General features: G+C 44.8%; 17 protein-coding genes, 1 tRNA gene and 1 pseudogene. 12 read left to right on the top strand and 7 right to left on the bottom strand.

The window, feature by feature from the left end; all coding sequences use genetic code 11:
* From L5M49_RS21375 to parC, 7 genes and pseudogenes are all read left to right on the top strand, one after another.
* The coding region (locus tag L5M49_RS21375) for a transposase (RefSeq protein WP_411569114.1) at nt 1–228 on the top strand (228 nt) is incomplete at its 5' end.
* A gap of 22 nt (nt 229–250) precedes the next feature.
* A pseudogene (locus L5M49_RS21370) lies at nt 251–361 on the top strand (DUF1249 domain-containing protein); the annotation flags it as partial.
* 15 nt (nt 362–376) lie between these two features.
* Nucleotides 377–1,216 (top strand): 3',5'-cyclic-AMP phosphodiesterase, encoded by an 840-nt coding sequence (gene cpdA / locus L5M49_RS21365; protein ID WP_105251471.1) that lies wholly within the window; start codon nt 377–379, stop codon nt 1,214–1,216.
* A gap of 26 nt (nt 1,217–1,242) precedes the next feature.
* The gene (locus L5M49_RS21360) at nt 1,243–1,818 is read left to right on the top strand and encodes a YqiA/YcfP family alpha/beta fold hydrolase (protein ID WP_263142818.1); all 576 of its coding nucleotides are present in this window, start codon (nt 1,243–1,245) and stop codon (nt 1,816–1,818) included.
* Between the two features lie 56 nt (nt 1,819–1,874).
* Nucleotides 1,875–3,761 (top strand): DNA topoisomerase IV subunit B, encoded by a 1,887-nt coding sequence (gene parE / locus L5M49_RS21355; protein ID WP_105251473.1) that lies wholly within the window; start codon nt 1,875–1,877, stop codon nt 3,759–3,761.
* A gap of 52 nt (nt 3,762–3,813) precedes the next feature.
* The gene (locus L5M49_RS21350; RefSeq protein ID WP_105251474.1) at nt 3,814–4,986 is read left to right on the top strand and encodes a PQQ-dependent sugar dehydrogenase; all 1,173 of its coding nucleotides are present in this window, start codon (nt 3,814–3,816) and stop codon (nt 4,984–4,986) included.
* Nucleotides 4,979–7,255 carry a DNA topoisomerase IV subunit A gene (parC, locus tag L5M49_RS21345; RefSeq protein ID WP_198573784.1) on the top strand — a complete coding sequence of 759 codons (2,277 nt, stop codon included), beginning with the start codon at nt 4,979–4,981 and terminating at the stop codon, nt 7,253–7,255. The genes L5M49_RS21350 and parC overlap by 8 nt, the downstream gene beginning before the upstream one ends.
* A 166-nt stretch (nt 7,256–7,421) precedes the next feature.
* Here parC and L5M49_RS21340 read toward each other — a convergent pair whose 3' ends face one another.
* Both L5M49_RS21340 and L5M49_RS21335 read right to left on the bottom strand, forming a co-directional pair.
* On the bottom strand, nt 7,422–8,480 hold the full coding sequence (locus L5M49_RS21340; RefSeq protein ID WP_105251476.1) for a porin: 1,059 nt from the start codon (nt 8,478–8,480) through the stop codon (nt 7,422–7,424).
* Between the two features lie 435 nt (nt 8,481–8,915).
* Nucleotides 8,916–9,980 (bottom strand): porin, encoded by a 1,065-nt coding sequence (locus L5M49_RS21335; protein WP_263266814.1) that lies wholly within the window; start codon nt 9,978–9,980, stop codon nt 8,916–8,918.
* A gap of 426 nt (nt 9,981–10,406) precedes the next feature.
* On the opposite strand from L5M49_RS21335, the gene tcdA reads away from it, so the two are divergent.
* Nucleotides 10,407–11,216, top strand: coding sequence for a tRNA cyclic N6-threonylcarbamoyladenosine(37) synthase TcdA (gene tcdA / locus L5M49_RS21330; RefSeq protein WP_131524107.1), 810 nt, complete (start codon nt 10,407–10,409; stop codon nt 11,214–11,216).
* An 86-nt stretch (nt 11,217–11,302) separates the two neighbouring features.
* Here tcdA and L5M49_RS21325 read toward each other — a convergent pair whose 3' ends face one another.
* Nucleotides 11,303–12,928 (bottom strand): ATP-binding protein, encoded by a 1,626-nt coding sequence (locus tag L5M49_RS21325; RefSeq protein WP_168826667.1) that lies wholly within the window; start codon nt 12,926–12,928, stop codon nt 11,303–11,305.
* A 168-nt stretch (nt 12,929–13,096) separates the two neighbouring features.
* On the opposite strand from L5M49_RS21325, the gene L5M49_RS21320 reads away from it, so the two are divergent.
* Nucleotides 13,097–13,708 (top strand): superinfection exclusion B family protein, encoded by a 612-nt coding sequence (locus L5M49_RS21320; protein WP_105251480.1) that lies wholly within the window; start codon nt 13,097–13,099, stop codon nt 13,706–13,708.
* Between the two features lie 141 nt (nt 13,709–13,849).
* Here the strand turns inward: L5M49_RS21320 and L5M49_RS21315 are convergent, their stop codons facing one another.
* On the bottom strand, nt 13,850–13,981 hold the full coding sequence (locus tag L5M49_RS21315) for a DUF3149 domain-containing protein (RefSeq protein WP_105251481.1): 132 nt from the start codon (nt 13,979–13,981) through the stop codon (nt 13,850–13,852).
* 311 nt (nt 13,982–14,292) lie between these two features.
* On the opposite strand from L5M49_RS21315, the gene L5M49_RS21310 reads away from it, so the two are divergent.
* The gene (locus L5M49_RS21310) at nt 14,293–15,882 is read left to right on the top strand and encodes a bacteriohemerythrin (RefSeq protein WP_263255718.1); all 1,590 of its coding nucleotides are present in this window, start codon (nt 14,293–14,295) and stop codon (nt 15,880–15,882) included.
* A gap of 146 nt (nt 15,883–16,028) precedes the next feature.
* Nucleotides 16,029–16,115: transfer RNA gene (locus L5M49_RS21305), tRNA-Leu, on the top strand.
* Between the two features lie 87 nt (nt 16,116–16,202).
* Here L5M49_RS21305 and modC read toward each other — a convergent pair.
* The 3 genes from modC to modA are packed head-to-tail and all read right to left on the bottom strand — an operon-like array spanning nt 16,203 to nt 18,812.
* A complete protein-coding gene (gene modC, locus L5M49_RS21300; RefSeq protein WP_263176665.1) occupies nt 16,203–17,288 on the bottom strand; it encodes a molybdenum ABC transporter ATP-binding protein ModC in 1,086 nt (361 codons plus the stop codon).
* Nucleotides 17,282–18,019: a molybdate ABC transporter permease subunit gene (modB, locus tag L5M49_RS21295; protein WP_006083011.1), complete on the bottom strand. Its 738-nt coding sequence runs from the start codon at nt 18,017–18,019 to the stop codon at nt 17,282–17,284. Before modB ends, modC begins: the two co-directional genes overlap by 7 nt.
* A gap of 1 nt (nt 18,020) precedes the next feature.
* Nucleotides 18,021–18,812 (bottom strand): molybdate ABC transporter substrate-binding protein, encoded by a 792-nt coding sequence (modA, locus tag L5M49_RS21290; RefSeq protein ID WP_263176667.1) that lies wholly within the window; start codon nt 18,810–18,812, stop codon nt 18,021–18,023.
* Nucleotides 18,813–19,017: 205 nt separating this feature from the next.
* Here modA and L5M49_RS21285 point away from each other — a divergent pair, with 205 nt between their 5' ends.
* Nucleotides 19,018–19,797 (top strand): TOBE domain-containing protein, encoded by a 780-nt coding sequence (locus L5M49_RS21285; RefSeq protein ID WP_263266813.1) that lies wholly within the window; start codon nt 19,018–19,020, stop codon nt 19,795–19,797.
* The last annotated feature ends 236 nt before the right edge of the window (nt 19,798–20,033 follow it).

The following is a 20,033-nucleotide window of genomic DNA, read 5'->3' as shown; positions in this document are numbered from 1 at the left end:
AATAAACTACATTGGGTGCTTGATGTCAGCATGGACGAAGACGATAACCAAATCTTCCGCGGTCATGCCGCCGCCAACATGGCAGCCATGCGGCATCTTGGGCTCAATATGCTTCGCGCAGAGACCAGTAAAGCGATGAGCGTGCCACGTAAACAGCGCCGAGCCCATATAAATGAAGACTATCTTGAGCTGGTTTTACTGGCTGGATTAAGCATGAATGAAAAATGAGCACTCACGCTCTTGCCCTGATGATTATCCCAATGTACGCATGTATCAAAGTGATGAAAAGTACCAGGTGAATGCATTCCTGGAAGAGTTATTAAAGATTGGTTACCAACACAGTGTCGTGTGCCAGTCTTAGAATTGGGTATTCAATGTGCTGAAAGAGGCTGTCTCTTACTCCATAGCTGAAGGGGAAAGCGTGCGTATCGTGCAAGTCACAGATCCGCATCTTTTTGCCGATCCTGAAGCTCAGCTATTAGGAGTTAATACTAGCAAAAGTTTTGCTGCCGTATTAAATACGATTAGAGCTGTGGACTATCCTGCTCACTTGATGCTCGCCACGGGCGATTTGAGTCAAGACTATTCGGCTGAGTCTTATCAGCAATTTGTGAAAGCAGTCACCCCCGTTGGCTTACCTTGCCATTATCTTCCTGGAAATCATGACGATCCACGGATCATGTATCTGCACATGCAGGGTGAACAGATTTTTGGGCAGCAGCGTATTCTGGCGGGAAACTGGCAAATCCTCATGTTGGATTCAACCGTGCGGGGAAAGCCTGGCGGCAATATGGCCGAGACTCAGTTCGAATTAATTGATGAAGCCATTGCCGCACATCCTGAATGCCATACTTTACTGGTGATGCATCACAATCCCATCGTTGTGAATTGTACTTGGTTGGATCAGCACTGCATGGACAATGGCGCCGAGTTTATTGCGCGAGTGGCAAAGTATCCGCAGGTCAAAGGATTGCTCTGGGGACATGTGCACCAATGTATTGATACCCATCATAATGGGCCCCATGGCACGTTGCAGTTGATGGCGACACCTTCCACTTGTATTCAATTTAAGCCGTTATCGCCTTATTTTGCCTTGGATGGCGTTCAACCGGGTTATCGTTTGCTGGAGTTGAAAGCCGATGGTAGCATCAACACTAAAGTGTATCGCGTACCGGGTAACCATTTTTCCCCCGACAACAACTCTAGCGGTTATTAACGCGAATAGCCGCAGCCTGAGGAAATATGCTGCTTTATATTCACGGTTTTAATAGCTCTCCATTTTCAGATAAAGCTGTGATGACGGCTAAGTACATGGCGCTGCATCACCCTAGTGTGGCCTTCCATCAGCCCCAATTGCCTAATACACCTAAGGCTGCGATGGTGCTCTTAACCGCTTATGTTGAGGCGGCGATTGATGCCAAAGAGCCATTAGCTTATATAGGCTCATCTTTAGGTGGGTATTTCGCCAGCTATTTAGCCGAAACCTACGGTGGCAAAGCGGTGTTAGTTAATCCTGCGGTAAAACCCTTTGAGTTGTTCGATGAGTTTATGGGTCCGCAATTCAATCCTTACACTGAACAGCATTATCTTGTCTTACCTGAGCATAAGTCTGAAGTCGCTGAATTTAATACGGCTGTGATCCGCAATCCGGATCGTTTTTTGGTATTATTGCAGACAGGTGATGATGTGCTGGATTATCGCGAAGCGGTCAATAAGTATCATCACTGTCAATTGCGAGTTGAAGCGGGTGGTGATCACAGCTTTGTTGGTTATGAGTCGCATCTGCAAACTGTAAGCCAATTTTTACACTTACCTTGACAAACTGACATGCCGAGCCGCAACATGGCCGGATATAACAACCTATAGCGTGCCCTATGACAAATCAATACACCTCTGACGCCATTGAAGTTCTCAACGGACTCGATCCTGTTAAACGCCGTCCAGGTATGTATACCGACACCTCCAGACCTAACCATTTGGGCCAAGAGGTCATAGATAACAGTGTCGATGAGGCATTGGCAGGTCACGCGACAAAAATTGAAGTTGTTCTACATACAGATAACTCCCTCGAAGTCACTGATGATGGCCGTGGTATGCCAGTGGATATCCACCCAGAAGAAGGCATTCCTGGGGTTGAGTTAATTCTGACCAAATTGCATGCTGGCGGTAAATTTTCGAATAAAAACTACCAGTTCTCCGGTGGTTTACACGGTGTCGGTATCTCGGTGGTTAACGCTTTGTCGCGCCGTGTCGAAGTTACGGTTCGCCGTGATGGCCAAGTGTATGACATCGCTTTTGAAAATGGCTTTAAGGTTGAAGATTTACGCCCAACAGGGACCTGTGGTCGTCGTAATACCGGGACTCGAGTGCATTTTTGGCCCGATGCGAGCTATTTTGATTCAGCTAACTTCTCAAATTCAAAACTGATTTATCTGCTTCGTGCTAAAGCGGTACTGTGCCCAGGTTTACGGATAAAATTCACCAATAAACAGACAAACGAAGTCCATGAATGGTTCTATGAAAGCGGCCTAACTGATTATTTAAAGGCGGCTATCGGTGACAATTTAAGATTGCCAGAAGAGCCGTTTGTGGGTTGCTTTAAAGGCCAACTAGAAGCCGCAGATTGGGCCATTACTTGGTTGCCTGAAGGCGGCGAATCTATTGGCGAGAGTTATGTTAACTTAATTCCGACTCCGCTCGGTGGTACCCATGTGAATGGTTTTCGCCAAGGTTTATTGGAATCTATGCGGGAGTTCTGTGAGTTCAGAAATTTAATTCCCCGTGGTATTAAACTGTCACCCGAAGACATTTGGGATCGCGCCGCGTTTATATTGTCGGTGAAGATGCAAGAACCGCAATTCGCTGGTCAAACAAAAGAAAAGCTTTCTAGTCGCCAATGCGCTGCTTTTGTGTCTGGCGTTGTGCGTGACGCATTCTCACTCTGGTTGAACTCAAATACCGAATTAGCTGAATCCTTAGCCGAAATGTGCATTAATAATGCCCAGAGTCGTTTAAAGGCCGCCAAAAAAGTGGCCCGCAAAAAGGTGACTTCTGGACCTGCACTGCCGGGTAAGCTGACAGACTGTAGTGGCCAAGATCCGATGCGCGGAGAGTTATTCCTCGTGGAAGGGGATTCTGCGGGTGGTAGTGCTAAACAGGCCCGCGATCGTGAGTTTCAAGCCATTATGCCGCTGCGTGGAAAAATCTTGAATACCTGGGAAGTCGATGCTTCACAGGTGTTAGCTTCACAGGAAGTCCATGATATTTCGGTCGCGATTGGTTGCGATCCCGATAGTAGTGATATCTCTGAATTACGTTATGGCAAGATTTGTATCCTTGCGGATGCCGACTCAGACGGACTGCACATTGCTACCTTGTTATGCGCGCTATTTTTGAAGCATTACCGTATCTTAGTTGAGCAGGGTCATGTGTATATTGCTATGCCGCCGTTGTTCCGTATTGATATCGGCAAAGAGGTTTATTACGCCTTAGATGAGGCAGAAAGAGCGGGTATTTTAGACCGTATTGCCGCTGAGAATAAAAAGGGTAAGGTACAAGTCACCCGCTTTAAGGGCTTGGGTGAGATGAATCCTTTACAACTTCGTGAAACAACGATGGATCCAAACACTCGTCGTTTAGTACAGTTGACGATAGATGACATCGAAGAAACGGATGCTTTGATGGATATGTTGCTCGCTAAGAAGCGTTCGCCGGACCGTAAAAACTGGCTTGAAGATAAGGGTGACATGGCTTTACTTTAATGTTGTGCACTATTGCCGATAACAATAAAACATAGGCATAAAGAAAATTACAATGTTGTATATTAAAACTAATAATTATAATTGCTTAAAGGTGTTTTCTGCCGGTTTTACGCTCTTAGCGAGTGTGACGTTATTGCTCTGCAATAGCGCCTTTGCGGGTTCCCAATCGATCATGATTACCGTCGCTAAGGGGTTTGGTTTATCGCTTTATGCCTCGGATATTGGCGATGCTAAGCAGATGGCGATGGGGGCTAATGGCACTTTATTTGTCGGTTCCAATAAGAGCGGCACTATCCATGCTCTCGTTGATAGTAATCAAGATGGTCGTGTCGATAAGCGCTATGTGATAGCCAAAGGGCTTGAATCACCCGATGCGATTGCATTCCACAATGGTGACTTGTTTGTCGCCACTGAAAATCAAATAGTGCGCTTTGTTGATATTGAGCAAAGATTGCGCCGCCCGAGTCGACCCAAAGAGATTTACAGTGACTTGCCTTACTCAGAGAAGAAAAGTTCTCGGGCAATTAATTTTGGCCCAGATGGCCGTTTATATGTGTCTATTGGTGCGCCCTGTAACGTCTGTGAAGCGCCAGTGCCTTACAGTAGTATCATCGCGATCAATGTTGATACAGGCGCGAGTGAGCAGATTGCGGCTGGTGTGCGAGATGCAAGTGGATTTGATTGGTCGCCAATAGACAAAAAATTATGGTTTGCCGATCAAGGCCGTGATTGGATGGGGGACAACTTGCCACCCGATGAGATTAACCGCATCGATGTGATAGGGAGTCATTATGGCTTCCCTTATTTACATGCCAGTAGTGTTGTCGAACCCGCCTATGAAAAACCGAAAAATTTAAAAATCACTCTGCCAATGTATGAGTTGCCAGCCCATGTTGCACCCACGGGACTTGCATTTTATCGCGGCAGTCAATTTCCCGATATTTACCATAATCAGTTGTTTGTCGCCGAAAATGGCTCGTGGAATCGTTCGAGTAAAGTTGGCTATCAAGTGGTTATGTTGAAGATTGAAGATCAAAAAGTGGTGAGTCGTGAAACGGTTGTTAGTTTCCTTGACGGTGAATTTCCCGTTGCTCGACCCTTTGCGCTGTTATCGGCATCCGATGGTGCTATGTACATCTCCGATGATTTAAAAGGTAACGTGTATCGCTTGTTTTATAAGGGCGATAGTACTGAAGAAACACAGGAACTAGAAGAAAATGAGTGACGCTATCAAGTTAAGTCTCGATGGGGTAGAGCAAATGCCATTGCGGCGCTTTACCGAAGAGGCTTATCTGAACTATTCCATGTACGTCATTATGGACCGAGCCCTGCCACACATTGGTGATGGACTTAAACCGGTACAGCGTCGAATTATCTATGCGATGAGTGAGTTAGGTTTATCGGCTCAATCTAAGCATAAAAAGTCGGCTCGTACGGTTGGTGACGTATTAGGTAAATACCATCCTCACGGCGATAGTGCCTGTTATGAGGCTATGGTATTGATGGCGCAGCCATTTTCATATCGCTACCCGTTAGTCGATGGCCAAGGTAACTGGGGTGCCCCCGATGATCCTAAGTCATTTGCGGCTATGCGTTATACCGAAGCACGTCTCTCTAAATTCTCTGAAGTGTTACTCAGTGAACTGGGACAAGGTACGGTTGAATGGGGGGCTAACTTCGATGGCACTTTGAAGGAACCTAAAGTACTGCCTGCACGTTTACCGCATATCTTACTCAATGGTATTACTGGTATTGCCGTAGGTATGGCGACGGATATTCCGCCGCATAACGTGAGAGAATTAGTCTCCGCTTGCGTAGCATTGCTCGATGATCCTAAGCTTGAACTCGAGCAATTGATGGCCTTTGTACCAGGCCCTGATTATCCAACTGAAGCCGAAATTATTACCCCGTCTGCCGATATTGCAAAAATTTATGAGTCGGGCCGTGGGTCATTAAGAGCACGTGCGGTTTACACTGTCGATGGCGGTGAAATCATCATCACGGCGCTGCCGCATCAAGCCAGTAGCGGTAAAATCTTAGAGCAAATCGCCGGTCAAATGCAGGCGAAGAAATTGCCTATGGTGGCCGATTTACGCGATGAGTCGGATCATGAAAACCCAGTGCGTCTTGTGGTGGTGCCGCGCTCCAATCGCGTCGATTGCGATCAACTGATGGCGCATTTGTTTGCCACCACAGATTTAGAAAAGAGCTTTAGAGTTAACTTAAATGTGTTGGGTCTCGATGGGCGTCCGCGAGTTAAAGGGTTGAAAACCTTATTAACTGAGTGGTTAGAGTTCCGCGTTGATACGGTTAAACGTCGTTTAGAATATCGTTTAGATAAGGTGGTATCGCGGTTACATATACTCGAAGCCCTAATGATCGCTTTCCTCAACATTGATGAAGTGATCGAGATTATTCGTTTTCACGATGATCCTAAAGCTGAGTTGATGGCCCGTTTTTCACTCAGTGATAAACAAGCTGAATCGATCCTCGAGTTAAAGTTACGGCATTTAGCCAAGTTAGAAGAATTTAAGATCACGGCCGAACAAAATGAGCTTGAAGCCGAACGCGAAAAACTGGAGCAGTTATTGGGCTCAGAGCGTCGCTTGAAGACGTTGATCAAGAAAGAATTAATTCAAGATGCCGAAACCTATGGCGATAATCGTCGCTCGCCAATCGTATTGCGTAATGAGTCTAAAGCATTAACTGAACAAGAGTTAACGCCGACAGAAGCCGTGACTGTTGTCTTATCTGAAAAAGGTTGGGTGCGTTGTGCTAAGGGCCACGATATCGATCCTTTGTCGCTCTCCTATAAGTCTGGCGACCAATATCTATGTAGCGCGATGGGACGTAGCAATCAGGCCGCAGTGTTTATTGATTCGTCTGGGCGGGCTTTTGCGACGGATAGCCATACTCTGCCATCGGCCCGTAGCCAAGGTGAGCCTATTACGACTCGCTTCAATATGGCACCTGGCGAAACCATGCAGCATGTGTTGATGGGTGAAGAAGACCAATGTTACTTGTTAGCAACGGATGCGGGTTACGGTTTTATTTGTTCATACAACGATATGGTGTCGCGCAATAAAGCGGGTAAAGCCTTGCTGAGTCTACCAACAAACGCTAAATCATTAACGCCTAAGTTGATTGACCGCACTAAAGAAATGTCACTGCTAGCGATCACAAACGAAGGGCGGATGTTACTGTTTTCGCTAGAAGCGTTACCGCAATTATCCAAGGGTAAAGGTAATAAAATTATTGGCATACCAACCGAAAGAGCCAAGAATCGCGATGAACTTATGACACATTTACAATTAGTGCCAAGTGATACGCCGGTTACCCTGTGGGCAGGTAAGCGCAAGCTCACACTGAAGCCAAGCGATCTTGAACATTATCGAGGTGAACGTGGTCGTCGTGGTGCAAAATTGCCTAGAGGATTACAACGTGTCGATAGCGTTGAATTAGGTGACGGCGGTGATGCTTTAGCGAGCATCTAATGCTTTGTCATGGTTTCAATGCTGTAAAGAATTAAATGGGTTAACTAAAACCACCTTAGTTTGGCTTAGGTGGTTTTTTATTTTTGGTGCTTTTGGATTAGATTTGAGACATAAAAAAACCTACTGTATTACTACAGTAGGTTTTTATTATCTCTTAGGTAAGAGATTAGAAGTCGTAACGTACGCCTACAGAGAATACGTTGTCATCTTGTAGATCTGTTTTAGCATTAGCAACAGTAAAATCACCACGGTACATAGCGTATTGACCATAGATCATAGTTGATTTCGCTAAGCGATAATCAGCACCAATGTTGAAGTTTTGGAAATTGATGTCATCAGCACCTTTTACGCCGCCCAGTTTAGTGTAAGCGCCACCTAAACCAGCTTCATCAATGCCGTATTCAGCCTTCAGGTTTACACCGTTCAGATCATAAGAAACGTTAACAAAGTAAGTGTTACCTTCGATGTCATTGTTCACAACATCTTCAGAGTTTTGGAATAAACCACCAACTTTGAATTGACCGAATTTTGCTTGGCCAACTAAACGGTATGCATCAACACCAGCAATGCCTTTGTTATAGGCTACTGCAGCATAGTAGTTTTGTTCTTTAAACTTGCTGTCACCTAGAGTTGCGCTTAATGCATATAGGCTTTCAGAAGTCTTAGCTGTAGTGTCGTTATCATCAAATTGATAGTTAGCGTTTAATGTCACTAAGCCTGCAATTTTTGGTGAATAGTACCAAGCACCATCGGCAGTACGAGTTTGGGCACTGACTAAACGGTCGATATCGGCGTTAGTGTTACCGAAAATATCCACAGCACCTTCGGCTTGTTTGAATACTGAGTCATTACGACCCACTAACACAGTACCAGCGTTAGTTTTTAAACCTAAGAAAGTGTTACGTGCTTTGAAAACATCACCTGCACCAGAAGTGTTTTCAACTTGGAATTCCATTTGGTAGATAACGTCAAAGCCATCAGCGATTTTTTCTGAACCTTTAACACCTAATAGAGAGAAGTTGTTTTCTAAATAAGTACCTGCGTTATTCTCATCGGCATAGTTTGCTTCTAAGCCGTTAGTACCTGATTGTAGAGTGGCACCTGTGTCAGTATGGGTTAGAGCAAGCTCTAAACGACCATAGAAGCTTGGGCCTTCGGCTAGCGCACCGAATGAAGCCAATGCCAATACTGATGCAACTGATGCAGAGATGAATGTCTTTTTCATGTTTTGTGCTCCCTCGAACCTAAGTTCTTATCCATTTTTCATGGTTTTTGTGTGGTTTAACGCATTTGCTACCTGAGTCGGTAACAAAGTTGCCGCCGATTTTTACAGTTTTACGACTCGCAGGCTGTGGCGCAGATCATGTTTTTGGCTCTCCTTGCCTATATTCGGGCCATTTCTGGGATCTTTCCTTATATCTTGACTGCAAATTTACCTGAAAGGGGTAAAACTCTATTTTTCACTTACTACTTAAGTGGTAGGTAAGGCGGATTGCCTTAGATAGTGCGTCGGCGAGGGTAACTGTAGCATATACTAATGCTGTAGCAAGTCTGTCATATTGGTTATAGATTTGTGTTTGGGGGCGATATCTAAGCAGAAAAAGCGGCCGAAGCCGCTTTTTTATCAATAAATAACCTTGGGGTTAGTTGATTAATCTATTTAAAAATCAACGCGTAAACCGACAGTAAAGATGTTGTCATTCAGGTCTTGCTTCACATCGGCCAACATAAGATCACCATCGAAGCGCGTGTAGTGACCATAGACCATAGTCTTAGTGCTCAGGCGGTAATCAGCCCCCACACTGAACTGTTGCAGGTCAACATCACGGACCAGTTCTAGGCCACTGTTGTCTTGGTCACCAACATAACGGTTCACGTACTTGCCTAGACCTGAGTCATCTTTGCCGTACATCATCTTTAGTTTTAAGTCGCCAATTAAGTAGGCTGCGTTGACAAAATAGGTATCGCCTGAGAGATTGGCAAACTTATCATCCACATGCTCACTGTGTTGATATAAGGCACCTAAGATTACGTCACCGAATTTAGCTTGGGCCACACCACGATAGGCTTCAATGTTATCAATACCATCACTATAGGCGGCAGCGACATAGTAGTTTTGTGCTTTAAAGGCTTTATCCCCTAAGGTGGCGCTCAGAGCATACATTTGATCTTTGCTATACACGTCGTTGCCATTGCTATCCACTTGGTCATAGTTATCACTCATCAGATAAGTGGCATTAAGCGTCACGAGATCGGCAATTTTAGGTGAATAGTAAGAAATGCCATCGGCGGAGCGTGTTTGGCCTGCAACCAGTAAGTCGATATCAGCATTGGTATTACCGAAAAGATCGAAGCTACCTTCAGCTGCTTTAAATACGGTATCGTTACGACCCACTAAGGCCGTACCTGCGGCACTTCTGATACCTAGGAATGTATTACGGGCATTGAAGGTTTTATTTGAGTTATCAAAGTTTTCGACACCAAATTCCATTTGATAAATGATGTCAAAGTAAGGGCTTACAGCTTCAGAACCTTTTACGCCTAACCAAGAGAAGTTGTTTTCAAGAACAGTGCCCTCCTTTTGGTTTTGAGTTGCATAACCTGTGTCTGAATTGGTAATGGCAAGATCAGCATGACCATAGAATTCAGGGCCATCGGCGAGTGCTGTGAATGAATAGAGTGTGAGGCTAGAAATAATAGCCGTCGTCAGTAGATTCTTTTTCATCTTCATTTTCCTGTGCTTATCGCTGTTATATGCATTGATAACTTCAGTATCTATGCATGCTGTTGAGCTTTTATGCGGCAAAGTCTGCACAGACTTGAAATGATAAAGTGTGATCTTGATCAAGTTTCATATAAAGGATGGCTTATTCAACATATTGTTTTACAAGTGAAATACATGTTTTTATTAAGTCGATTACCAAATGACTCGGTGGTAAATGATGGGCCTTTGCTTTTATTACACTCATTTAGTATTCGTATCCCTTTGCATCTAGTGTTTGGTGGCTGAGGATCTGATTTCGGTTTATGTCGATATCGTTTAGAATCCACGGCACATTTCTGGTGTTGCTTTTAAGCTGTCCCAGCTGGTATCTACTGGATGCTAGTGCAAGCGCTCCTGCTGTTATTGGGTAATATAAGGTAAGTATTTATGACTGAGGCCTATCAAAATCGATTTGGCGGAATTGGCCGTTTGTATGGACAAAAGGCGTTGGCTAAATTTGCCACATCCCATGTGATGGTAATTGGTATTGGTGGCGTCGGTACTTGGGCGGCTGAAGCCTTAGCGCGGAGCGGCATAGGGCAGATAAGCTTGATAGATTTAGATGATATCTGTGTCACTAATACTAACCGACAAATACATGCTCTTAGCTCCACCATCGGCGGTTCTAAAGTTGCTGTGATGGCGCAACGGATACGTGAAATTAATCCTGATTGCCAAGTGAATGAAATTGAAGATTTTATTACATTGGATAATCTAGGCGAGTATTTACTTGGAGCTAAAGAGGGCGGCAATATTGATTATGTTATTGATTGTATTGATGCCGTTAAGCAGAAGGCTGCGCTAATTGCTTGGTGTAAACGTCAAAAAATTAAGATAGTGACAGTGGGTGGTGCGGGTGGACAGACAGATCCGACACAAATTCAGTTAACTGATCTCGCTAAAACCTACCAAGATCCTTTGCTAGCCAAAGTGCGTAATATTTTGCGCCGCGAGTATAACTTCTCTAAAAACGTGCAACGCCGGTTTGCTATCGATGCTGTTTTTTCCAGTGAGCAGTTAGTGTATCCCCAAGCCGATGGCTCAGTGTGCGGTACTAAAGCGGCGGCTGATGGCAGCATGAGGATGGATTGTGCTTCTGGTTTTGGGGCTGTGACTATGGTCACTGGGACATTTGGTTTTGTGGCGGCAAGTCGCGTATTAGCGCGATTGGCACAGCAGGCTCAAGAGGCGGTTTAAACTCTTAACCTAGATTCAGCCAAGATATCACCGCTTTCAAGGGCGGTGATACCCCTTCAATATTATGTAATTTCATTAGGTTATAGTTAGATATAAAAATCTTGTTGATTATTGACTGGTTCACATTGAGTGTATGGAAATTTAATATCAAATTGTGGGCCGCCTAGTTTTGAGTCTGCGCGATAACTCATAGTGCCTTTCAACAGTGTTGCGGCATTAAAGGCCGCTGATAATCCTAAGCCAGTACCACCTTTATTACGATTTGTAGTAAAGAAGGGTTCGAACATGTGCTCAGCAACATCTGCTGGAATGGCTAAGCCATTATTTTGAATGCTGATTTGAATTGATTCTTCATCCAAAGTCGCATTAATGTGGATAAGATTGTCTTCATGTCCTTGGAATGCATGGGTAAAGGCGTTCGAGAGAATATTACTAACAATTTGATTTAACAAACTGATATTGGTTTTGATATTGAGTGTAGGCTCCACGTTGATCTCCGTTGAGGCGTTAACATTGGGATGCATAATTAATGTCGACTCTAGGATTTCATGTAGCTGCTGGTTTAGATTACAGCATTGGTGTTCTTCATGACTGCGATCGATGGCGATCGTTTTAAATTTTTGAATTAAGCTACTGGCTTTAGTGATATTACGGACAATGAGTTCACAGCTTTCTTGGTACTCATTAAGTATTTCATTTATCTCATCTAATGTAGCTTGATCGCTGTGGATCAGGTCGATCAGTTCTTCAATATGGCTGAGCTGCGCACTCGCCGCCGTCAAACAAATGCCAATTGGGGTGTTTATCTCATGGGCAACCCCTGACACGAGTCCACCTAAGGCCGCCATTTTTTCTTGCTCAACTAAAACCTGTTGTGCTCGTTTTAGTGCGCTAAGGGATTGTTCTAACTCTAGTGTTCTTTCTTTAACTTGTCTTGCTAGCTCTTCTTTATAGCTACGTTCGAGCTTGAGTAGCCGCTCTCTATCTTCTAAGGCTATTTGCAGTTCCGTCTTAGAATTCTTTAAGGCGCTAAATGAGCTTCTAAGTTGTACTTGCATGCTATTGATGGAATCGGCGACTTGTTTGAATTCATCAATTTTTTCATGACGGTCAAATTGTAGTGGCTCATATTCATGGTCTATGTCGATATTTTTGCAGTATTGGCTGAGTTTATCTAAGTGTTTAGTAATGTTGAACCACACTAAAAATAGAATAAAGCCAGCCACTAAGAAGGTTTTAATGCCATTAGAAAGCAGAATGATAATGGCCTTATCATACAAGCGTTGATAGATAGCATCGACATCGACTTGTATTTCGAGTGTGCCGACATTGATGTTTTCAGTCGGTGATTTATAGACTAAAGGAAAGGTTTTATCTAAGGAGTGTTCTTGTTTCTGCTCGCCTGCATTCCATGCTTGGCCGCTGTCATCTTTAATCGAAATATAGTTAATATCGGGCAGCTGAATTAGCCCATTGAGCTGAGTGTTAATGAGCCGCTCGTCAATAACCCAAATACTGGCGGCGAGCACATCTAAGTTCACCTTTTCCATGTTGGAAAATACTCTATCGATACGTACTACATCATTGCGATAATCACTGATCAACTGATATGCAGTGGTGATTAAGGTGATAACAGAACTAAAAAGTACAATAGACAGGGTAAGGTGCCTGCCTATGGGGCTTTTGATAAGTTGGCTAAAGAATGTCAGCATCTTAAATTTTCTTTATGCAATAGCGGCTTGAGATGCTTATAAGCATAGACCTACAGATCCAGAAAGTGCATTTTCTCGCAGATAAAATCAACGAAATATGTCTTCATTTGTGGCATTGAATTTGCTTGTTAGCCGATAAGTTCAATTTTTTGTCACTGGGATAGCACTATGTTTAAACTCAAGCTGGATTCAGTTAAGTTTTTTAGCCCGAAGAAAATGATGTTTAGAGTCATGTTGTGGCTTATGGTGAGTTGTTCTGTCTTACTTCTTATTCCCCCTAATGTGCTGGCAGTGCTGGCGCTCGATAAATTTGTGCCAGAACATGCACAGTTTGTTGGATTAGGTCTAATCGTTTCTATCGCTTACTTTTTGAGTCAATTAATTAACTTAGGCTTAGATGAGTCTATCCGTCATTTAAGTGATAAGCGCGTTATTGAGACGATTGAAGCTAAAGTGAATCTACTTGATCCCGCTGAGCGAGCTTTAGTGAGGGAATTCTTTCTTCAAGGCGCCACGATTTTGACTCTGCCGCAAAATGAACCCGCTGTAAAAAGTTTAGTGAATGCCTGTATCTTAGAGAAGCTCGGTAACGAGCGCCATTATGCAATTCAGGGACCGACCGCTGACTATAAGATTGCCATGAAAGCGCGTATGTACCTTAACCGTGATGTGCTGCGTTTGCCAGCAGGTGAGCCGAGCCAAGAAGAAATGCAGTCGTTGATTAAGGCGCGCCCGCAATTTTTGAATGGATTAGTACAAAACAGAAAACACGCAGCATAGGCGTGTTCAGCATCACTCGGATGAGTGCTAGCTATGTTTTAGTTAGCATTTTTAACATGCGAGACAACAAAAAATGGGGGTGATAAAACCCCCTAGATTTTGCATTTATACAAGAAACATGAAGAACAACTGGAGCAAAAACTATGGTTTCGGTGCCGACTTCACAATGAACATCCAAGTGATATAAGACACTATCCCTATTGTGCTAAAGATAACGATCATTGAAAGTAAGCCTATGGGGTTACCAAACATCAGATCTAACCAAAATGCCATGACTGAAATCCTCTTTCCTGTGAAGTCCTCGCTAAATTAGCGGTATTCGATAGCTAAAATACTGATCTCGATCAATAAAAAATCGACATAGGAATACAAAGTCATAACCCTTAGTTAACTCTGTGATCTTGGTCAAATTTAAGGGTATGCTTAACAGCGGCGAGTTCAAATAATTTAGTTTTGTTTCTTCTTCCGTTAGCGTCTAGGATTAACCTATTCAACTCGATCGATATTCAGTTAACGCGCTATTCCATTTATTCGTTCTTGTTTTTATATGAAGGCGCGATATCAGTTTTTTAAAGGAGTAAAAAATGGATTCTAAAAAAAGTCACAAGGATTCAATGGGATATAATTCTATCTTTGCGCCACTATTGTTGCTGATTTATCCCCTCTATTGTTTGGTGATCACAGGGCACTTTGTTGCCATTTTGTGTTTAAGCGCGCTCGCCGCCATTTTAATTTTCAACATCAATAAATTAATTCGTAATTTGAGACAACTTGAACGTGCAGCACACCACTTAGGCGAGGGAGATTTGAGTTATCAATTGGAAGAGAAAGATGCGGGTGTGTTCATTAAGGTAGTACATAACATTAATCGCATGGGTGAAGATGTCAGCCGTACGATTTTGTCTTTATCTGATACCTGTGAAGGGATGAAAAAAGTCGCCTCGGATATCAAGGTTATCAGTGAACAGGCAAAGCAAGGCGTGTTAGAGCAAGAGCATCAAACGGAACTGGCAGCTAGTGCAATGACGCAGATGGTTTCAAGTGTACAAGCCGTATCGCAAAATGCGGTGAGTGCTGCGCAGGCAGCTGATATTGCCCAAAGTTCTGCTAAGCGCGGCGACCAAATCATGAATGGCATAGTCACTAAAATTGGCGCTATGTCGCAACAGATCCATGATACTCGAACCGTGATCGAGCACTTGGCCGCCGACAGCAACAATATCAGTAGTATTATTGAAACCATTTCGCAGGTGGCCGAACAGACCAATTTACTCGCTTTAAATGCTGCCATTGAAAGTGCGAGAGCGGGTGAACATGGTCGCGGTTTTGCTGTAGTTGCCGATGAAGTGCGTAATCTCGCTAAACGAACATCCGAAGCCACGGTTGAGATCCAGCAGCAAATCGCCGCATTACAAAAAGGCGCACAACATGGTGTTGAAGTCATGTTGAAAAACGTGGCGATTGCCGACGAAACGGCTGATATGGTTGATCAAGCCCATAGTGCACTCGGGCAGATTGTCGCTCAGGTGGAGACCATTACCGATATGTCCCACCAAATTGCCACTGCATCGGGACAACAACATACAGTAGCAGAGGAAATTAATAAAAATATCAGTGTGATGGCTGAGCTAGCCCTGAGTAATGCCTCCCACACCAACAACACTAACTTATCGAGTTTGAAAGTGTATAACATGTCGCAGGAAATCGGCTCTTTGCTGCATCGATTCCATGTGAATGCGGCATTTTTTAATTCGAGTCAGGCGCAAAATAAACTCTTTGTGAAATGGGGGCCTGAGTTAGACATAGGAATGCCAGAGATCAATCGTCAACATCAGCGCTTAGTCTCATTGATCAATGAATTACACCGCACATTAAATGAAGAGTATGGACTCGAAGCCATCAAACGTATCGTGCAAGGGTTAGTAGATTACACGGCCAATCACTTTGCCTATGAAGAGGAACTCTTTGCGCGTTTTGGTTACCCTCAAACTGACAGCCACAAGGAAAAACACGGCAAGTTAGTAGGGCAAGTACTTGATTTTCAAAAGCGAGTTGTTAGAGGTGAAGATGTTGCCGACGAATTAATGGCTTTCTTGAAAGCTTGGTTGGTAAACCATATTCAAAAAAGTGATAAAGAATATACCGCTTTTTTATTATCCCATGGCGCAGAATAACCCCAAGAGCATGATTTTTGAGCGGTTAAATGCAATTTGTATTAAAGTCGCGGCAAAAGACTTGCCATTGTCATAAGCAAAGGTATAATTCCCAGCACTTAGAGACAGCCAGTTGTTTTGATTGCTTCTAAGTGCATATTTGATATGCCAGTGTGGTGAAATCGGTAGACACAGGGGATTCAAAATCCCCCGCCCTTAAAAGCGTGCCAGTTCGAGTCTGGCCACTGGTACCAAATCCTTCTGATGAAGGAACTAAAACCGACCTAGAGTCGGTTTTTTTGTGCCTGAAATTTGGTTTTCGAACGGTGCTCTAGGTTGAGCTAGTGGGATTCGGCGATATCCATTTGCGTCATAGTCACGCCTTTGATTTGTGCATAAATCGCTTTTCCATGAGTGAGTTGCAGTTCGTCGCAGGCCCAAGGGGTGATGTTGGCCCAAAGTGCATCGCGGCCTAGGGCGATTTTTAATTGGATTTGCTCGCCGTTATCACTGGGGTATAACTCTTTAATTTCTCCCTTTAGCAGGTTGCGGATACTTGAGCCTTTGGGGATCTCAGTGCAAACCGAGACATGATTTGCCTGAATACGCACTTTGAGTTTCTTTGCCGTTTCAGCCAGATAGCCACTTACCCACAAATAGTTTCCATCATCCATCACGAGTCGCGTCATGGGGTAGTCGGGATGTCTGTCGGCGACCTTTGCACTGAGGAGTGAGCTGAGTTCCTGCAATGGCACCCAAGGCCGCATTTGCTCGCTATTCCACACTTCACTTAAGGCCCCTTGGGCGATCAATTTCCCCTGATGCAGCACCAGCATATAATCCGCCAGTTGTAAGATCTCATCTAGGCTGTGGCTCACATACACTATCGGCAGTTTTAGTTCCTGCGATAAGGTTTGCAGGTAGGGCAGCAACTCGCGTTTACGGGGTAAATCGAGTGACGCTAGCGGTTCATCCATCAACAGCATATCGGGCGATGTCAGCAGGGCACGGCCAATGGCAACCCGTTGTTTTTCACCGCCCGATAGCGTGCTGGGATAGCGACTGAGGAGTTTTTCAATCCCTAATAGTTGCACAATTCTATCGAACAAGACTGGGTTGGCTTTACGCACACCATAGTTGAGATTGCCCTTCACGCTATAGTGCGGGAACAGCCGTGCCTCTTGAAATACATAGCCAATATGGCGCTTTTCTGGGGGAAGGTTCACTTTGCCTTGTTGATAAAGCAGTTTGTCGCCGAGGCGGATTTCACCGCAATCTGGGGTTGAAAGCCCACCGAGTAGGTTCACTAGTGAGGTCTTACCCGCACCCGATCGGCCAAAAACGGCTGTCACGCCTTGCAATGGCAATTGGGTATCGACTTTCAGTTGCAGTTGTCCGAGTCGTTTTTCAATATTGATTGTTAACATACGCTTGCCGTCCTCTGCAGGGCTTTTTTACTCAGCCATTGGGAGGCAAGTAAAGACGCGAGTGCGATAACGATCGAGATAATGCACAGACGCATGGCCTGATATTCTGCCCCTGGGGTTTCAATAAAAGAGTACATGGCGAGCGGAATCGTACGGGTTTCACCTGGGATATTAGAAACGAAGGTAATAGTCGAGCCAAATTCCCCTAGGCTGCGGGCAAAGGCGATAATCATGCCTGACACTATCCCTGGAGAGGTGAGCGGCAGTGTGATGGTGAGAAATACTCGCCATCGACTGCTACCTAAAGTGCGTGCGGCCTGCTCGAGTCGAATATCAACGGTTTCAAAGGATTGGCGTATGGCTCTGACCATCAGCGGGAATGACACTATCGCCGCCGCGAGGGCCGCACCGCGCCAACTAAAGCTAAAACTGATGCCAAACCAATTAAATAACCACTGGCCGATAAAACCTTGGCGGCCCATGCTGATCAGCAAGAGGTAACCCACTACCACGGGCGGTAACACCAGTGGTAGATGGAGCACACTGTCAAATATAGCCTTGCCAGGAAACTCGACCCTTGCCAGCAACCAAGCGCACAAAATACCCAAGGGTAAACTGGCGATAACGGCAACGGATGACACCTTTAAGCTGAGCAGCAGTGCGGCAATTTCATAGTCGCTCAAAAGAGAGCCACTTAGCAGAGAGCCGCTTAACAAAGAACCACTCAGCACCCTAATTCACTCCAAAGCCATATTTCTCAAACACATTTTTTGCGCTTGGGCCCTGCAGATACTCATTGAACGCTTTGGCGCTTGCGGTCGATTCTTGTTTGACTAAGGCGACAGGGTATTCAATTGGGCTGTAACTCGTTTCTGGGAAGGTGCCAACGATTTTGATCTTTTGGGCGACTTTCGCATCGGTTGAATACACTATGCCAAGCGGCGCTTCACCCTGTTCAACCAAAGCGAGGGCGGCACGGACATTGTTAGCACGGGCGAGTAAGGGCTCAGCGGCTTGCCACAGCTTGAGGTTTTCGAGGGCTTGTTTGGCATATTGTCCAGCAGGCACATGATCTGGATCGCCAACAGCCATACGACTGCCTTTTAATGCGGCTTTAATATCCCAATCGCCATTGAGCACGACTTCTGTGATGGGACTATTTTTCTCGGCAATCAAGACTAAGGTATTTTTTAACAAGGTTTTTCGGCTGTTAACATCGACCGCTTTAGCATCGATCAGATAATCCATCCACTTTTGATTCGCCGAGACAAACAGATCGGCTGGCGCACCATTGGCCACTTGTTTTGCCAGTGTTGAGGAAGAGGCGAAGGAGAATATCACCTTAGTATTGTGTTCTTTTTCATATTGCTGGCCGATTTCGTTAAGGGCATTGGTGAGCGAAGCCGCTGCAAAAACAGTCACTTGCTCATTGTCTGCCGCAAAAATAGGGCTAGATGTCAGTACCATTGTGAATAACGAAGCCGTGGTAAAACGCAGTAATTGCTTAAGGTGAATGGATTTCATTGTGTTCCTCCGTGATAAAAAGTGATCGTTATATACCAATCTATATATCGATCATTCAAGCCCTAAGCAATCAATTAGTGATCTGTGTGCGGTTTCTTGCTGATTAATGGCATTAATCCGCTGAAATATCTCGGCAATCTTATTGGTATCCTCAAGACGATGAAGGACAATAGGACTCAAGTCAGACTTGGGTGCTGGATAAACGATGGATTTACATGCATTACTTACGCTTTCCCTCGGGGATAAGCCCTTCGCCAATCCTAGGCGGATAAGCCTGCTTGAGCAGGTTGCCAACACAGGCTCGATCAGCCAAGGCGCCAAGCTTGCGGGGATCAGTTATAAAGCGGCGTGGGACGCGATCAATGAGATGAACACCGCTATGCCCGAACCCGTAGTGTGTAGCGAAAAGGGCGGCAAAGGCGGTGGCGGCGCTAAACTCACCGAATTTGGCGAACGGTTGCTTAAGGTGTATTCCATCACCTCCCAAGTACAAGAAATGGCTTTGGCTGCCTTGCTCGATGAGTCCGTCGATATGCACAGTTTATTGGATGTGATGGCGCATTTCTCTCTCAACACCAGCGCCCGCAATCAGTTAACGGGGCGTATCAATAGCATTGATTCATTTGGATTAAATGACAACATCAGCGTGACTTTAGCGGGCGGACAACAGATTCAGATTTCAGTGACCCATTCGAGCTGCGAACGCTTGCAGTTAGCCCTGGATAAATCTGTGTTGTTACTGTTTAAAGCCCCCGCTGTACTGGCAACGACTCATGTCTGTGAAGTGGATGGGCAAAATTGCCTAAGCGGTCGTTTGCTGAGCGTGACTGAACTTGGCGATAAGGCCGAATTAGCCATAGATATTGATGGCAAAGACATCATCTATTCAGTGATGCCACTCACCCAAATGCAGAGTTTGGCTGTCGGCGAATCATGTTTCGCCTGTTTTGATGCCACGCAGGTGATCCTCGCCAGCATGAATTAGTCGAATTGAATAATTAATTCGATTAATCATTGGGTTATTCTCTGGGGGATGGCCAGTGACTTGGCGTTATTGTTTTTGCCGTGGGTTGACCATTTTTTTATTTGAATGTACATCAAAGTTGTGGGACTTCACCCTGATTTTTACTCAAGAGTCGACCAAGGGGACTGCTCGTCCTATCCTCTTTCCTATTTATAAACAATCGGCTATGACACTCGAACGGGGTTGAAAGCCTCTTG

Source organism: Shewanella sp. SM74, from assembly GCF_025653725.1.
GTDB classification, from domain to species: Bacteria; Pseudomonadota; Gammaproteobacteria; order Enterobacterales; family Shewanellaceae; genus Shewanella; species Shewanella oncorhynchi.
This window is presented reverse-complemented; position numbering and strand designations above follow the sequence as displayed.

Coding starts and splice junctions, on each gene's coding strand:
- L5M49_RS21360 (WP_263142818.1), top strand. CDS start 1,243: ATGCTGCTTTATATTCACGGTTTTAATAGCTCTCCATTTTCAGATAAA.
- parE (WP_105251473.1), top strand. CDS start 1,875: ATGACAAATCAATACACCTCTGACGCCATTGAAGTTCTCAACGGACTC.
- L5M49_RS21350 (WP_105251474.1), top strand. CDS start 3,814: ATGTTGTATATTAAAACTAATAATTATAATTGCTTAAAGGTGTTTTCT.
- parC (WP_198573784.1), top strand. CDS start 4,979: ATGAGTGACGCTATCAAGTTAAGTCTCGATGGGGTAGAGCAAATGCCA.
- L5M49_RS21340 (WP_105251476.1), bottom strand. CDS start 8,480: ATGAAAAAGACATTCATCTCTGCATCAGTTGCATCAGTATTGGCATTG.
- L5M49_RS21335 (WP_263266814.1), bottom strand. CDS start 9,980: ATGAAAAAGAATCTACTGACGACGGCTATTATTTCTAGCCTCACACTC.
- tcdA (WP_131524107.1), top strand. CDS start 10,407: ATGACTGAGGCCTATCAAAATCGATTTGGCGGAATTGGCCGTTTGTAT.
- L5M49_RS21325 (WP_168826667.1), bottom strand. CDS start 12,928: ATGCTGACATTCTTTAGCCAACTTATCAAAAGCCCCATAGGCAGGCAC.
- L5M49_RS21320 (WP_105251480.1), top strand. CDS start 13,097: ATGTTTAAACTCAAGCTGGATTCAGTTAAGTTTTTTAGCCCGAAGAAA.
- L5M49_RS21315 (WP_105251481.1), bottom strand. CDS start 13,981: ATGGCATTTTGGTTAGATCTGATGTTTGGTAACCCCATAGGCTTACTT.
- L5M49_RS21310 (WP_263255718.1), top strand. CDS start 14,293: ATGGATTCTAAAAAAAGTCACAAGGATTCAATGGGATATAATTCTATC.
- modC (WP_263176665.1), bottom strand. CDS start 17,288: ATGTTAACAATCAATATTGAAAAACGACTCGGACAACTGCAACTGAAA.
- modA (WP_263176667.1), bottom strand. CDS start 18,812: ATGAAATCCATTCACCTTAAGCAATTACTGCGTTTTACCACGGCTTCG.
- L5M49_RS21285 (WP_263266813.1), top strand. CDS start 19,018: ATGGATTTACATGCATTACTTACGCTTTCCCTCGGGGATAAGCCCTTC.